Origin of the sequence: Bacillus sp. VT 712, assembly GCF_001614195.1 — a bacterium.
Classification (GTDB): domain Bacteria; phylum Bacillota; class Bacilli; order Bacillales; family Bacillaceae_H; genus Priestia; species Priestia flexa.
Genome location: NZ_LWBK01000029.1, coordinates 20,875 through 34,228, shown reverse-complemented (window position 1 = coordinate 34,228; position 13,354 = coordinate 20,875). Strand labels below are relative to the sequence as shown.

16 protein-coding genes and 2 pseudogenes are annotated in these 13,354 nt (G+C 36.0%); 8 read left to right on the top strand and 10 right to left on the bottom strand.

Annotated elements, in window-relative coordinates:
• The first annotated feature begins 144 nt into the window (after positions 1-144).
• Positions 145-987: an ATP-binding cassette domain-containing protein gene (locus A2U94_RS14150; protein WP_025911433.1), complete on the top strand. Its 843-nt coding sequence runs from the start codon at positions 145-147 to the stop codon at positions 985-987.
• 2 nt (positions 988-989) lie between these two features.
• Positions 990-1,676, top strand: a complete 687-nt coding sequence (locus A2U94_RS14145; protein ID WP_025911430.1) for a hypothetical protein — start codon at positions 990-992, stop codon at positions 1,674-1,676.
• Positions 1,677-1,702: 26 nt separating this feature from the next.
• On the opposite strand, the gene A2U94_RS14140 is transcribed toward A2U94_RS14145, so the two are convergent.
• The 3 genes from A2U94_RS14140 to A2U94_RS14130 all read right to left on the bottom strand — a co-directional run bounded on the left by A2U94_RS14140 (position 1,703) and on the right by A2U94_RS14130 (position 4,137).
• Entirely contained in the window at positions 1,703-2,563 is an 861-nt protein-coding gene (locus tag A2U94_RS14140) for a glycerophosphodiester phosphodiesterase family protein (protein WP_025911428.1), read from the bottom strand.
• A 141-nt stretch (positions 2,564-2,704) separates the two neighbouring features.
• Positions 2,705-3,331, bottom strand: coding sequence for a class F sortase (locus tag A2U94_RS14135; RefSeq protein ID WP_025911427.1), 627 nt, complete (start codon positions 3,329-3,331; stop codon positions 2,705-2,707).
• Positions 3,331-4,137 (bottom strand): DUF4397 domain-containing protein, encoded by an 807-nt coding sequence (locus A2U94_RS14130; protein WP_025911424.1) that lies wholly within the window; start codon positions 4,135-4,137, stop codon positions 3,331-3,333. The genes A2U94_RS14135 and A2U94_RS14130 overlap by 1 nt, the downstream gene beginning before the upstream one ends.
• 337 nt (positions 4,138-4,474) lie before the next feature.
• On the opposite strand from A2U94_RS14130, the gene A2U94_RS14125 reads away from it, so the two are divergent.
• Positions 4,475-5,308, top strand: a complete 834-nt coding sequence (locus tag A2U94_RS14125) for a YitT family protein (protein WP_374699999.1) — start codon at positions 4,475-4,477, stop codon at positions 5,306-5,308.
• A 334-nt stretch (positions 5,309-5,642) separates the two neighbouring features.
• On the opposite strand, the gene A2U94_RS14120 is transcribed toward A2U94_RS14125, so the two are convergent.
• Together A2U94_RS14120 and A2U94_RS14115 are read right to left on the bottom strand one after the other, a co-directional pair.
• On the bottom strand, positions 5,643-6,095 hold the full coding sequence (locus A2U94_RS14120; protein ID WP_025911421.1) for a hypothetical protein: 453 nt from the start codon (positions 6,093-6,095) through the stop codon (positions 5,643-5,645).
• Positions 6,096-6,134: 39 nt separating this feature from the next.
• Positions 6,135-6,911 (bottom strand): hypothetical protein, encoded by a 777-nt coding sequence (locus tag A2U94_RS14115; protein ID WP_025911420.1) that lies wholly within the window; start codon positions 6,909-6,911, stop codon positions 6,135-6,137.
• Between the two features lie 138 nt (positions 6,912-7,049).
• On the opposite strand from A2U94_RS14115, the gene A2U94_RS21875 reads away from it, so the two are divergent.
• Positions 7,050-7,199, top strand: a complete 150-nt coding sequence (locus A2U94_RS21875) for a hypothetical protein (protein WP_226372983.1) — start codon at positions 7,050-7,052, stop codon at positions 7,197-7,199.
• 100 nt (positions 7,200-7,299) lie between these two features.
• Positions 7,300-7,782 carry an alpha/beta fold hydrolase gene (locus tag A2U94_RS14110; RefSeq protein WP_226372984.1) on the top strand — a complete coding sequence of 161 codons (483 nt, stop codon included), beginning with the start codon at positions 7,300-7,302 and terminating at the stop codon, positions 7,780-7,782.
• Positions 7,783-8,006: 224 nt separating this feature from the next.
• Here the strand turns inward: A2U94_RS14110 and A2U94_RS14105 are convergent, their stop codons facing one another.
• Positions 8,007-8,603, bottom strand: coding sequence for a DUF3885 domain-containing protein (locus tag A2U94_RS14105; protein WP_025911418.1), 597 nt, complete (start codon positions 8,601-8,603; stop codon positions 8,007-8,009).
• 288 nt (positions 8,604-8,891) lie between these two features.
• Here A2U94_RS14105 and A2U94_RS14100 point away from each other — a divergent pair, with 288 nt between their 5' ends.
• Positions 8,892-9,233 (top strand): hypothetical protein, encoded by a 342-nt coding sequence (locus A2U94_RS14100; RefSeq protein WP_225002392.1) that lies wholly within the window; start codon positions 8,892-8,894, stop codon positions 9,231-9,233.
• Between the two features lie 12 nt (positions 9,234-9,245).
• On the opposite strand, the gene A2U94_RS21870 is transcribed toward A2U94_RS14100, so the two are convergent.
• The 3 genes and pseudogenes from A2U94_RS21870 to A2U94_RS22345 all read right to left on the bottom strand — a co-directional run.
• Positions 9,246-9,488, bottom strand: a complete 243-nt coding sequence (locus tag A2U94_RS21870) for a Ger(x)C family spore germination C-terminal domain-containing protein (RefSeq protein WP_225002399.1) — start codon at positions 9,486-9,488, stop codon at positions 9,246-9,248.
• Between the two features lie 118 nt (positions 9,489-9,606).
• The gene (locus A2U94_RS21865; protein WP_051567213.1) at positions 9,607-10,152 is read right to left on the bottom strand and encodes a Ger(x)C family spore germination protein; all 546 of its coding nucleotides are present in this window, start codon (positions 10,150-10,152) and stop codon (positions 9,607-9,609) included.
• A gap of 143 nt (positions 10,153-10,295) precedes the next feature.
• Positions 10,296-11,396, bottom strand: a pseudogene (locus A2U94_RS22345) (spore germination protein); the annotation flags it as partial.
• Between the two features lie 134 nt (positions 11,397-11,530).
• Here A2U94_RS22345 and A2U94_RS14085 point away from each other — a divergent pair.
• Both A2U94_RS14085 and A2U94_RS22135 read left to right on the top strand, forming a co-directional pair.
• On the top strand, positions 11,531-11,932 hold the full coding sequence (locus tag A2U94_RS14085; protein WP_025911415.1) for a secondary thiamine-phosphate synthase enzyme YjbQ: 402 nt from the start codon (positions 11,531-11,533) through the stop codon (positions 11,930-11,932).
• Between the two features lie 323 nt (positions 11,933-12,255).
• Positions 12,256-12,381 (top strand): hypothetical protein, encoded by a 126-nt coding sequence (locus A2U94_RS22135; protein ID WP_257788896.1) that lies wholly within the window; start codon positions 12,256-12,258, stop codon positions 12,379-12,381.
• A gap of 30 nt (positions 12,382-12,411) precedes the next feature.
• Here the strand turns inward: A2U94_RS22135 and A2U94_RS14080 are convergent.
• A pseudogene (locus A2U94_RS14080) lies at positions 12,412-12,990 on the bottom strand (C40 family peptidase); the annotation flags it as partial.
• Between the last annotated feature and the right edge of the window lie 364 nt (positions 12,991-13,354).

The following is a 13,354-nucleotide window of genomic DNA, read 5'->3' as shown; positions in this document are numbered from 1 at the left end:
TATGTTAGCAACGTCACGATTCGCCTTTGAGAGTTAATTTTCTTGTCTAAAAATGTATGTGAAGGCACTATTTATGTAGTAAATATGCTACTATTTAACTAACCATTATTTATTATATGTTTTACTAAAGGAAGGATAAGTAAAATGGAATCATTAATTCAATTGAAAAATATCTCAAAATCATACAAAAAGCAAACGGTATTAGAGAACGTCCATACAACTTTTCAAAAGGGAGAAACAGTAGCGATTGTTGGCAAGAACGGTGCTGGAAAAAGTACGTTGTTAAAGATTGTAGGAGGGTTAATTAAGCCCACCAAGGGGAGCGTAACAATTGATACATCCATTGGTTTACCAGCCTTTGTGGTTGAACAATTTCCTCAAGAGCTTCCGTTTCGGCTTCAAGATTATCTATTTCATATGGGACGTATTCAACAAATCTCGAAAAAAAAGCTACTGTTAAAAATTGAAGAGCTGCTCGAGACCTTTGATATGACCGAGTATAAATACGAAGAAATTACTTCTTTTTCAAAAGGAATGAAGCAGAAAGTAAATATGATGCAAGCGATGCTGGGATCTTCAGAGCTTCTTCTTCTTGATGAACCGTTATCTGGTCTAGATGCCAAAGCGCAGGTTGACGTTGAGAAAGCGTTTAGACGATTAAAAGATCGAGGAATGACCATTATTTTTACCTGTCATGAAGAAAGATTAATTCAAGTAACGGCGGATCGAGTGATTACAATTGGTGCTCACAAAATACTTCGAAGTCAGCGTATTGAATGTATAGATAAACTGGCTGTTATTGAAGCAGATTTTATTATGAATAAGCCTATTCGAGAGCTGAAAGGTAAGTGTGCTAAGGTTGAGCAACACGGCAGTCGCTATACGCTTTATATTAGAAAGCAAGATATGAATCAATTGCTCAAAGAGCTAATTGATGTGCGAGCGGATATTCATCGTGTAGAAATTATTGAAAGGGAAGACTATTAGAAATGATTGCATTGATACGATATCATTATCTTACATATTTAAAGTCATATCGGTATATTCCGCCATTGGCTTTGTATTTAATCTTATTAATTATTACCTATACATACACACCAAATCCGGTATTAGACAGTTTCTATAATACTTCTATTTATTTATTCTTTATCTTTTCGTGGATTACAATTTCATTTATGCACGCGGAAAATAGTAAGCAAGAAAGAATTACAAGGCTGCATGTGAGGAAGAAATCAGTTTATTTCATCAGTAAAATAATCAGTGCTGTAGTGCTGTCAATTATTCTAAGCGCTGTTTCAATTTTATATCCAATCGTCTTTGACATGTTTTCTTCAATGCCCACTGCTAAGGAGCAAGTGTTTGGATATTTACTGCATTTAGTAAGCTGCTTAACAAGCATGAGCGTGTCATTATTGTTCACTCGTCATATGCTTCGCACTGGTAATCTTTCGTGGTTTGGTCCAGTGTTTGTGTTGGTATTAACGTTGGCAGTAGCGGGTGTTCCTTATCCTTATGAAGGTTTGCAAATGGTTATTTATTTATTGCCGCCAATAGCAGCCCTGATACACTTTATAAGTGAGGATATTCATGTTTGGATAGGCTTTTGTTGGGGGCTTGCTTACTCAGCTGTCGTCATAGGTTTTTATTTATCAATTGTCCGTAACCGAGATATTTAAATTTGCTCAGTACAATAAAGCCCCTTTTACACCGGGAAATTAAATGTAAAAAGGGGCTTTTCATAAGGATGAACGACTTTATATAGACGGTCAGGATAATTAGTGAAAATACCGTTCACGCCCCATTGAATTAACTTTTTCATCTCTTTTGTATCATTTACCGTATAAGCATGAATGTCTAGTCCATATGATTGGACCATTTTTATATAGCTTTTTGTTAACGTCTTTGAACTTGAGCCAATTCCATCAGCATATCGATGAATATTTTTTAATTGATGTGACGTTAATAAGCCTTGTCTATAGGAAACTAATTGAATGAGCATAATGGAAGGTTCTAAGTGGTGAAAAGTCCGCAAACTTTCATCACTGAACGATTGAATAATAAGCTGTTGTTTATTTATAGTGTACTTATCTAAAAGAGCCATTAGCTTTTTTTCCATACCGGGATATTCATGAGGTGATTTTGTTTCAATATAATAACGAATGTCGTTTCCAAACGTGGCAAAAATTTCGTCAAGCGTTGGAATATAAGCTCCTTTTCCCTTGCTAGAAAACCAGCTTCCCGCATCTAAAGTCTGCAGTTGCTTTACGGTTTTATTCTTTACATATCCCGTTCCATTCGTTGTACGGTGTAGGGCATAGTCATGAATGGCAACTAATTGACCATCTTTAGACATATGCAGGTCAATCTCAATATAGTCACTTTTCATTTTTTGTGCCAGCTTATAGGCTTCTATCGTATGCTCTGGTTCATGGCCAGAAGCTCCGCGGTGAGCAATGATAAGCGGGTCTTTTTCAGCCGTATTAGCGATGTTGGTGTTACTAATAAAAAAAGCAACCCCTACTAAGCATGTAATTGAAAGTACAATAAGCCATTTTTTGTGCATATAGTAGCCTCCTGTTCATCCGCTTTTATTTTAAAGTAGTAAGGAAGTGCATGTAAACGAAGATTTCGTATTTATTAGTATGTCCGATAGAACAAGATGTTTTCATGGATATAGTGGAAAAATCATAAAAGTAGCCAATGCTTATTGAGCATTGGCTACTTTAGTATCCTGAAGTTTTGTATAAACAACAAGGCGTTCTTCATGTGTTTTATTTTGTTTATCGAATAATCCTGTACACGTTATTAAATTGAGATGATGATCAAACGTTGGACCGAAGATTTCTCGTAAAGGTGCATCTTCACGCGGATAGGCTTTTTTATCAGTAACAACAAATGTAAGTACGTTACCCGATTCATCAGATACAAAGATCTCATCACCCTTATCAAGTTTATGAAGGTTGTAAAAAATTGCAGGTCCTTCTTTATCATCAACATGCCCAGCAATAACAGCATTTCCTTCATTTCCTGGCTTTGTGCCTGGTTCAAACCAAGCGACATCATCACCGTTATCAGGAACATCCATTTGTCCATCATTAGTTAAGCCGGTTTTTTCAATCAGCGCTTGAATGTCTAACTTTGGTATTGTAAGCTGAGATGGGACAGAAACATCAACCGACGCTTGTGGGGGCGAATTTGTTGATTTTGTTTCTGCCATTTTTACTTTTTCAGGATCGGGCTGTGAAGTTGTTGCGACTGACTGAGCTGAACAGCCAACTAATCCTAAAAAAGCAGTGCATACAATTGGTAGAGCCCATCTCATGTTGTTCATTAATTTTCGTAGCCTTTATGACGACGAACAACAAAGATAGCAACTGCTCCAATTCCTAATAGAGTTAATACAGGAAGAAGGGAGTCATTTGATTGCTCAGAAGCTCCACCCATACCTGTTTTGGGCATTTCAGAAGGCATTGCCGTATTGTCTTTTAAAACAAGTGGCTCAAGGCTGTCAGCAGTATTTACAACAAGTACCGTGTAAACTGTATTTGCTTCTAAGTTTGTACCTGTAAGGTCTAATACTTTCGTATTACCATCAGTAGTTGTTACTTCCAGATCATATGTGCCAGCATCTACTTCTGTATAATCTGTTACTTGTTTAAATGATACATTTTCAAAAAGGGTTAGACCGTTTGCAACGCCTATATTTACTGCAGAAGCATCAGGAGAGAAGTGACCTACGCGCACTTTTGTTTTTCCTTCTGAAGCATTCATATCATCTTCAAGCACTTTTAACTCTAAATTAGCAACTTTGTTAATTGCAGCTACAGTATAAGCTTTTCCAGCTTCAACTGTTAAGTTTGTAGAAACGACAGCTTCTTCTTTTCCTTTTGTACCAGCAGCATAGATGTCAACTTTATGTTCACCAGAAGATAGATTTAAATAATCAGTAGCATCTTTGAAAGCAGCACCTTCAACAGCAGCTTCTCCATCAACGTATACGTCAACCTCAGGTGCATCTGGTGAAGCGTGAACAACACGTACCATTGCATCGTTGCTTGCAGCTGATGCGAAATGCCCAGTAAAAGCAAGTAATAAAACAGTCATTAAAGAAGTGATACTAACTTTAATTTTTTTCATTTGCTTCATTCTCCTTTTGTATACTTTTTTGTTTAACGTTTGTGCAAATGTTGTACAAATATTTTATACCCAATATGTAATTTTGAAAATTTTTAAACTGTTTTTTAATTTGAATGTTTTTTGAAGATGAAAAATGTTTGTGTAACTTTACAATTGTTATCATCTACAAGTTTATCCAATATATTCATGGTTTAATGCTTAAGATGCGAAATATAATAAATAAAATAAAGGAAATATTCAGAATGTTATGATAAAATTAAAGAAAGGAGTGGATGTTCCAATGCTGCCCGTTGAAGAAGAAAAGGTAAAAATAGTGCATCGGTCTTTACCTCGCAAAATGATTATTAAGCGTGTGTTACTTATTTTATTTGGAGCTATATTAATGGCGGTAGGTCTAGAGTTTTTTCTAGTACCTAATAAAGTCATTGATGGAGGCATTGTTGGAGTGTCTATCATATTGTCTCATTTAACAAATTTAAAACTTGGGGCGTATATTTTTGTACTAAACTTACCTTTCTTTTATATAGGTTATAAGCAAATCGGTAAAACGTTTGCCTTATCAACTCTTTTTGGCGTCAGCATTTTATCTATTGCTACATACGTTTTTCATCCACTGCCGGTGCTAACAACAGATCCGCTTTTAGCAACGGTTTTTGGAGGTATCGTTTTAGGTATTGGGGTAGGAATTGTGATTCGGTACGGTGGCTCTTTAGATGGGACAGAAATTCTAGCTATTTTATTTAATAAGAAAACGCCTTTTTCCGTTGGCGAAATTATCATGTTCTTTAACTTATTTATCTTAGGAAGTGCAGGGTTTGTGTTTGGATGGGACCGTGCTATGTATTCGTTAATGGCTTATTTCATTGCTTTTAAAACAATTGATATTGTTATTCAGGGGTTAGACGAGTCAAAGTCCGCTTGGATTATTAGCGAACAGTACGAACGAATTGGTGAAACTATTTTAGCAAGGTTAGGCAGAGGAGTAACGTACTTGAAAGGAGAAGGAGCATATACGGGTGATGATAAAAAAGTAATCTTTTGCGTTATCACAAGATTAGAAGAAGCAAAGCTAAAAGAAATTGTTGATGAAATTGATTCAACTGCATTTTTTGCGGTAGCAAATATTGCTGAAGTAAGAGGAGGGAGGTTTAAGAAAAAAGATATCCACTAAGTATAGAAAGAGGCTAAGACGTAAATAAATGTTCGCTTCTCAAAGACGAGTCATGACGTTTCTAAAATCGTTAGGGTGTAAGAGCAAGTCCATTCCATTGCGCTGCAGATACTGGCTTTCCACGGGGAGGAATTTGAACCTCCTCGCTGCGCTGCGGGGTATCAACCTTCCCTCTCTTTCTCGCAGGAGTTGAATGTCTTACGCTCCATTTCACTAGTTTTTTAAAGGTGTTTTCCAAACCGACAGAAAATACCTGAACTATCAAAAGAAGTTAACTTGCGCTAGTTCGGATAGATGGTTGACAGAAATGCTTATGTCCCAACTTCTTTTTGCTCTATGAAAGAACAGCTAATCCCTTGGAGAAGTTTGTTTTTAATATTTTAATTACACGATCTGTTTGTTCTGGTATACACTCTACGATTAAAATCACTTCCGCCGTTTGCTCATGCTTACTTCGCTTTTTAACAACTCTATAATAAATAAAGTTAATTAAAAAGCCAATGATAAACCCTGAAGCAGCACCAATCAATCCCCAGTATATAGGTCCCCATGTTAAGATGAATCCAACGCTTACGCCTATAACTGCAAAAGCTGTTGCCAGCCCAGCAGCGATGTCAAATAAGCTAATGCCGTCTGATTGATGAATACTATCGAAAAGTAAAAAATGATCATCTTTTACTTCTAGTGGGATGGCTAAAATTTGGCTTTTAGGAATACCACTGCGCTCCAATGCTACAATGGCGAGCTCTAGGTAAATTGAGTGATTAAAAGTAGAGAATACTTGCATAATGGGCTCCTTACTATATCGGGATTTAGCGTATAGAAGCTATAATCGCTGTTTTAATGAAAAGCGGTATTGCTGATAGTTTTGTGAAAGAAAGTCAGCCTGTTCACGATCATATAATTTATTGTTCTCAATGGTGTTAACATAGGCATCATAGGCGCTAAAACCATATATAGAAGGAAGAAATAAAAGCCATTCTATATTTAAAACGCTTGTTGAACTTGGGATGTCTCCTAAAAATAGAAAATGAATCGCAGGAAGAAATTGTGATTGATAAAAAAATACGACTACCCAAATTAAAGAGAAGAAACCTATGATAATTCGGTGAATATAAAGCTGACCAGATCCCGGCATGAGTATGGACCACATGACGGCTACTAGGGGGCTTCGTTTATCAAGGTAGTTGACTTCTAAAGCGCCCATTTTAAAGATATCAAAAGGTTCATTTTGATGTTCAGCCAGCACGTACACTTTGTTTATGTCGATGGTTGTGCGATAGCTATCCCAAACGGCAAATAGATAAACAGGGATATATAAAAGCGCCCATCGAGTATCCAATATGCTTCTGGCTTCTTCTAGCCTACCAGTAAAAGAATATACCATTGCAACATTAATGTTGGCATGAATATTTGTATAAACCTCCCAAATGAATAAGAGCAGCCCTGTAATGTTTTTAGATAACAAAAGATGACCGAAGCCAGGAAAAGCCGCCGACCACCAAGCAATGATATACGGATTTCGAAGGTGGAGCTGAGTTATGCCAAACAAGCTAACATAGGCTTTATGTCGCTTGTGCGTTTGGTAAGTAATATGCTTCATACAGAATTCCTTTGCTGGTTAATTTGTTTTATTGTTCCGTAGAACCATTATTTTCATTCATAAAGATGCATTTTTGCTACAAGATAATGTAAAGTATGTGCATGTTCCATTCGATAGTATAAAGAAAAGAGGAATTTTATGTTTAAGCGATTACTTAAAGTACTAGCGGTAGGAGTTTTGGTTTTATTTGCTGTCGTGGTAGCATTCTCTGTCATTTGGACACAGTTTGATTACAAGCCTTCTCAAGAAGTTGAAAATTTAGGTGTCCCAAAGCAAGCGATACAATGAGATGGTTACCTGTTTTTTCAGCCAGATGATAATACTGATATAAAAGGTGGCTCTATTATTTACCAAGGTGCAAAAGTAGAAGCAATGGCATACGGTTATTATGCAACAGGAAATCGCAAAGCAAGGATATCTAGTAGGGATAGTAGATGCGCCTTTTAATGTTAGTTTCTTCTCAAGTAACAAGGCAGAAGAAATCATGAAGGAACACCCTACTATTAATAATTGGTTTATCGGAGGACACTCTTTAGGAGGAGTTGTAGCGAGTTCTTATGCGTACAATCATCAAAGTAAGGTAAAGGGACTCATTTTATTGGCTGCCTATCTAATGAACAAAAATGACTTTTCAAACACAAATTATCCAATTTTATCATTAACAGGTGACAAAGATGGTTTATCAACGCCTAATAAGATTTCTGAAACGAAGCATTTATTATCAAAAAATACAAAAATAGTAAAGTTAAAAGGAGCAAATAATGCCCAATTTGGTCTATATGGTGAACAAATTGGGGACAATAAAGCGACTATTTCTCCTGAAGAACAACAAAAGCAAATGGTTCAACGGCTTAATGAGCAAATAAAATAAAGAGACTGAGACATAAGTAGTTCAGTCCTTACTATACCTGAACGATTGAGAGTTCATAACTTTTAATCGTTCAGGTTTTTTGTTAATTGTGAAAACAATGTTGGAAACAGGGTGGAATGGACCGTAGCGCAATGGAACGAACGTGTTGAGACAAATTAAAGAGATGGGAACAGCTAGTGTTCGTCTTTTAGAAGCAATCATTTTGTTATGTCCCAAACTCTTTGTTAGCTTATTGGCGAATGTTCAGTAGCATCCATATCTAAAATCCATTCGTTAAACTTTTCTTGTAGTAAACCAAGCGAACGTTGATTATTAGATACGACATCCAACGCTCGATCATCATAGAGATGAAAAATTGTTCCTTTGCTTACGTTGATAATGTAACATTCCTCTTCAATCGCAGGTTGGATATGTAAATCGCGATTCGCAATAGATTGTAGTAGTTGCTTTTGCTTTAAGTCAGTTGGCCTGCAGGCAATTGCATACTCATTTTTAGTTGATAATAGCTGTACGCTTGTCTTTCTTAAGCGAGAGCGAATGAATTTTTTCATTAATATATCAGTGCGCTTTAGAAAGGATAGTTCAGCTTTTGAAGATGGCGAACGAAATACAACGATGAGCTCATCATTTTCATCATGAAGTGCTTTAAAAATTTGGTATGTGCGTTTATAAACATTTTTCATATACCCTTGTTCCCACACGCGCTTTTGGTTTGTTAGCTTGAATCGGATGCCTATTGGTGCATTGTAAAAAAGCGGTTTTCTCATTTGGATATCAGGAAATAAGTGAGATAAATATGATTGTAAAGTAAGATTGTTCATACGCAACACCCTATCTATTCGTAAAGTTTTTACCTTTTATTGACTCAAGTGTAGCATGAAGTCGATTGAAAATGTGAAGTGCAAACCTGATTTAACGGAAAGGTAATACAACTGTTATATTTCCATTCAAATTCTTATAAAAGAAAGGTGTTTTTTACAAATTTGTCGTATTAGTAACGTACATATCTCTATGTCAATCACTCTGAATAAAAATGACATAGCAGAACGTTTTTGCTCACGCAGAATTTCACTTGATAATAGAGCTAACCATATGAAAAGTAGGTGAGGATGATAAAAAAACAGATTTTGCTAGTCGTAGGCGTTACGTGTTTATTATTTGTGCTAATTTTTTATAAGACTATTTTTCAAGAAGGAAATCCGATACCCTTAGCAGTGGGGATGGCAAAAATGAAAACAGGAAATGAAAAGGTAGTTCAAGTTTCAGATAAACCAGAGAAGTATTTAATTCACTCCGATGATTACCTATCGTTTATTAAAGAAATGGATAAAAAAGGTGATACGTTTCAATACCAGGAAGATGAATTATTTTATTTTGATCGAGAAGAAAAGCGAGCTTCTTTTGAACGAAAATCATACACCAATCGCTACATGATTATGGAACTAAAGTAAGACAGCGACTAATTAGCCGCTGTCTGTTTTTGCTCCAAAATCTTCAATTGTAACGTCAACATGATAATCAATAGTAGAGTTTGAAAAAATAGTATCCCATTCTTTTCGATGTTTCTTCCAAAATGCAGGGTGGTTGATTCGTACATACTCTCTAAATTCAGGTGCATCTGCTTCATAATCAGATTGGAGCTTGTTAAGTATTTTGTTTGTATCTGATTGGATAATGTTCTCTACATTTTTTTCAATATGGTTAATAAAAGAAGGAGATAGCTTTTGGTCAGTAGCATCCCAATCTTTAGATAACCGTCCTGATGTCTTTTTCTAATTTTGAAACACGTTGTACTAAAAAGCTTTGGTCCGTTTTTAACTTAGCTCATATTTCTCCCAATGATAAGGTGGGAAGAATTTTATTGGTCCGATACCTATTTTCAACTAAATCATAAATGACATTGACCGGTGGAGTATCCATTCCTTTAATCGTTAAAATAGCCTTTGCTTGGCCATTTGTAACAAAAACAAGGCAGCTTCTGCGAATTTCATTATCCCTAGCAAGCTGATCCATTAGAGAGTCTAACTTGAAGGTCTTCCCAGCTGTTTCACTAAATACTAAAATACGCTGATGCTGACTGAATAAAGGGTCTTGCTTCAATGCAATGTTCCTTGTAATTTCATGTACTGTGGGTCCTTTTGTTACAATGTTTTTATACGGTGAAGATGAGGAAGAAGATACCCCACCACGGTCTGGAGATATAAGAGTTTGATGAGTGAGCATAAGGTTATGCTGAGACGTCTTTTCTTTCACCGTGTCTAAGGAATCCATGCCAACGCCAATGACGAGTAAGAGTTGTTCAATGTTTCGGTGTCGAGAGCAACCCACTAATATGATTATCATCATGATGTCAGCTAAATATTTATTCATATTCTCCTCACTCGTTTCTTAATTAGCATAATTGATCCTAAAAAAAATGGAACTGCAAGAAATATAATTAAAAAAGCCCAGCTTAAAAGGTCAGCAAAAGCAATAACGTCTCCAGCCGTTTTAGGGAGGAGTGACCCTACTACAATAACAACCCCTCCTACTAATCCAACAGTCTGCCCAACAGGTGTTGGGAGGCGAAGTCCGGCTTCTCTTAACAATTCGATGGTCACTTCCATTACCATCGCTTCAATAAAAGGTGAAAATGGTACGTCTTCTCGCGTGGCTGCAATGGTAATGGCAAGCTCAGCGGGAAGCAGGCCTTGATGAAAAGAAACAAGGCTAATATAAATGGCTGAGAAAAAAGAGCGTAATGAAAATTGAAATATAGCGAAGAAGGCGTAAGAGAGAACCTGCCAACCATCTTTCGTAATAGTCATCGGGCGATTTCATAATCATGTCAATTGTTGTTGGTACTAATAGAGCAAAAGGTGAACCGTCTACAAAAATTGCAACTCTGCCTTCATTAATAGCAGCTAAGACGCGGTCAGGTCTTTCTGTATTTTGGACCTGTGGAAAAGGAGAATAAGAAGCTTCTTCGAGAAATTCTTCAATCATTCCAGAACCTTGAACATTATTAAGATTAATGTTTTGAAGTTTTTGGCGAACTTGATTAACGATATGAGGTTGACATTGCTTTTTATGAAAAACAATTGATGTTCGATGAAGCCGTTCTTCTCCAATGAAAACATCTTCGACTGTTAAGTTTGCATCACTTGCTCTTTGCCTTAATATGCCGATATTTTCTTCTAAGTTTTCAATTAACGCAACCTTTGGACCACGCACAACTTTTTCGGTCGTTGGTTCACTCCACGTACGCTGTTTAGCTATTGTCATATTTAAAGAAAAAGCCGTTGTACGATTATGAATAAATAATAAAGGTTCTCCTTTAAAAAAGCAGTGAGAGCTTGCTTGTACGTATAAACTTCACTGCTTTCAACAGTTGAGATAAAGGAATCCCAACGATCTAGCGTGTTGGCTGGTGATGAGGTTTTTGTTTGAATCATTTTTTCTGTTAATTGATTCAGCTTTTCGCTGTCTACAAGCCCTTGTAGATAAAGAATATAAACAAAATCAGTAGATGAAATCCATAGCTTTTTTGAAGCTATGTCACTGCTACCACCTGCTAATTCTAGAAATGTCTTAACAACGTACTCTGTATCTCGTTGAAACGTTGAATTGAGCAAGTCTTCATCACCTTTACATTATTAGTAATATATTGAGTTCAGTAGTAAAAAACAGTACGATAAAAAAGAATATATATTAGTCTTTACGAGTTCAATAGGTGTTATGCTAACTAATCGAAAAAGGACGTGAAAACATGCTACATTCATTTAAACTTCAAACGAGTAATCGCGATGAGATGATTGATTTGACAAGTCAAGTGGAAACAGAAATTAAAAAGCATCAAGTGAAAAGCGGAGTAGTCACCGTATATTGTCCACATACGACCGCTGGTATTACAATTAATGAAAATGCAGATCCAGATGTAAAACGTGACATGATTAGAAGATTTGACGAGGTATATCCTTGGATTGATGAAAAAGATCAGCATTTTGAAGGGAATACAGCTGCCCATCTAAAGGCAAGTACAGTTGGTTCTTCGCAACAACTTATTATTGAGAATGGAAATTTATTATTAGGAACGTGGCAAGGGATTTATTTTTGTGAATTTGATGGCCCTAGAAACCGTACATGGTATATTAAAATTCAAGCAGATTAAAAGAAGAGGCTGGGATATAAGTAATTCAGCCAATGATAAACCTGAACGATTGAGAGTTCCTCATCTTTAATCGTCCAGGTTTTTTTGTTGATTGTGAAAACAATGTTGGAAACAGGGCGGAAAGCGAGTGGCCGTAGCGCAATGGAACGAACGTGTTGAGACAAATCAAAGAGATGGGAACAGCTAGTGTTCCTCTTTTTGAAAATTTGTTTTGTTATGTTCAACCCTCTTCTTTTAGCATGTCTTCTTTTTTTGATTTTTTGTTATAAAACAAAAGATAGATAATATATATGTTATATAACAGAAAAAGGGAGAGATCTTGTGTGGAGCAAATTACAATTAAACAAGAAACAGAACAAGAACAAAATGAAAAGACAAATTTTACGTGGGTAGATGAATATCCAACAGTATTAGATATTATTAATGAGTACTATAGTTTTTGCCGTTAAAAAAGCCAACGCAAGTTGGCTTTTTGTTATTTAACGAATTCTTTTTGCACCAATATAACGCTTGCTCCAATAGCTATCTTTTAATGAAGAAACTGAAACACCTTTTGAAGATGAGCTATGTAAAAATTGATTGTTTCCCATGTAGATACCGGCATGGGAAGCGCCTTTTTGGTATGTTTGGAAAAATACAATGTCCCCAGGCTGTAAGCTTGTAACTCGTGTCCCTTTTTTATAAATCTCTGCTACAGTTCGAGGTAAAGTAATGCCAGCGCCCTGCTTGAATGTATAACCAATAAAGCCACTGCAATCAAATCCTCTAGGAGTTGTTCCACCCCAGCGATATGGTACCCCTACATACTGCTTTCCTTTATTAATAACTTTTGAAGCATTAAATGTAGAAGTCTGTGAAGAAGTTTTTACTCCAAGCTTTGCATATGTGCTTTTTCCAACAACTCCATCGGCAGACAATCCATTTTTACGCTGAAATGATTTAACTGCATTTGATGTAGCTGGTCCAAAATAAGTTGTTGTATTGCCAGTGAAATAACCTTTTTTCTTTAAAAGCTGCTGTAATTGCTGAACATCCTGATTTCTCATTCCTTGCTTTAATGTTTGATCACCTAGCGCAGCTTGGCTGACTAAAGGGCTAGCAAATAAAAAGCTAGCGAGGGTAAAAACCGCCACAAATTTCTTCATAATGGGCCTCCATCAATTTTTCATCAATTTTCGTAAAATAATCATAACACCTTTCGACAGATGGAAACGTTACATTTTCATTACAAAATATGAAAAAAATGAAAATTAGAGTGAGCAGAATGATGTGTTTTGATTTTGAGAAATAGAAAAAAATTGAATATTTAGCTGTTAATAACTAAAACATATGAAAATGTAAGGACATTTAAAAATAATAATAGAAATCTGTTGTGAATTACTACACAAATACTTTGTAGTCATGTAGAATGTAAAAATAGAA

Excerpts from the sequence above, each read along its gene's own strand:
- A2U94_RS14105 (WP_025911418.1), bottom strand. The coding sequence starts at position 8,603 with ATGAACAATCTTACTTTACAATCATATTTATCTCACTTATTTCCTGAT.
- A2U94_RS14085 (WP_025911415.1), top strand. The coding sequence starts at position 11,531 with ATGCTACATTCATTTAAACTTCAAACGAGTAATCGCGATGAGATGATT.
- A2U94_RS21865 (WP_051567213.1), bottom strand. The coding sequence starts at position 10,152 with ATGAATAAATATTTAGCTGACATCATGATGATAATCATATTAGTGGGT.
- A2U94_RS14115 (WP_025911420.1), bottom strand. The coding sequence starts at position 6,911 with ATGAAGCATATTACTTACCAAACGCACAAGCGACATAAAGCCTATGTT.
- A2U94_RS14110 (WP_226372984.1), top strand. The coding sequence starts at position 7,300 with ATGCAACAGGAAATCGCAAAGCAAGGATATCTAGTAGGGATAGTAGAT.
- A2U94_RS14135 (WP_025911427.1), bottom strand. The coding sequence starts at position 3,331 with ATGAACAACATGAGATGGGCTCTACCAATTGTATGCACTGCTTTTTTA.
- A2U94_RS14130 (WP_025911424.1), bottom strand. The coding sequence starts at position 4,137 with ATGAAAAAAATTAAAGTTAGTATCACTTCTTTAATGACTGTTTTATTA.
- A2U94_RS14140 (WP_025911428.1), bottom strand. The coding sequence starts at position 2,563 with ATGCACAAAAAATGGCTTATTGTACTTTCAATTACATGCTTAGTAGGG.
- A2U94_RS14125 (WP_374699999.1), top strand. The coding sequence starts at position 4,475 with ATGATTATTAAGCGTGTGTTACTTATTTTATTTGGAGCTATATTAATG.
- A2U94_RS14100 (WP_225002392.1), top strand. The coding sequence starts at position 8,892 with ATGATAAAAAAACAGATTTTGCTAGTCGTAGGCGTTACGTGTTTATTA.
- A2U94_RS14120 (WP_025911421.1), bottom strand. The coding sequence starts at position 6,095 with ATGCAAGTATTCTCTACTTTTAATCACTCAATTTACCTAGAGCTCGCC.
- A2U94_RS21875 (WP_226372983.1), top strand. The coding sequence starts at position 7,050 with ATGTTTAAGCGATTACTTAAAGTACTAGCGGTAGGAGTTTTGGTTTTA.
- A2U94_RS14145 (WP_025911430.1), top strand. The coding sequence starts at position 990 with ATGATTGCATTGATACGATATCATTATCTTACATATTTAAAGTCATAT.
- A2U94_RS14150 (WP_025911433.1), top strand. The coding sequence starts at position 145 with ATGGAATCATTAATTCAATTGAAAAATATCTCAAAATCATACAAAAAG.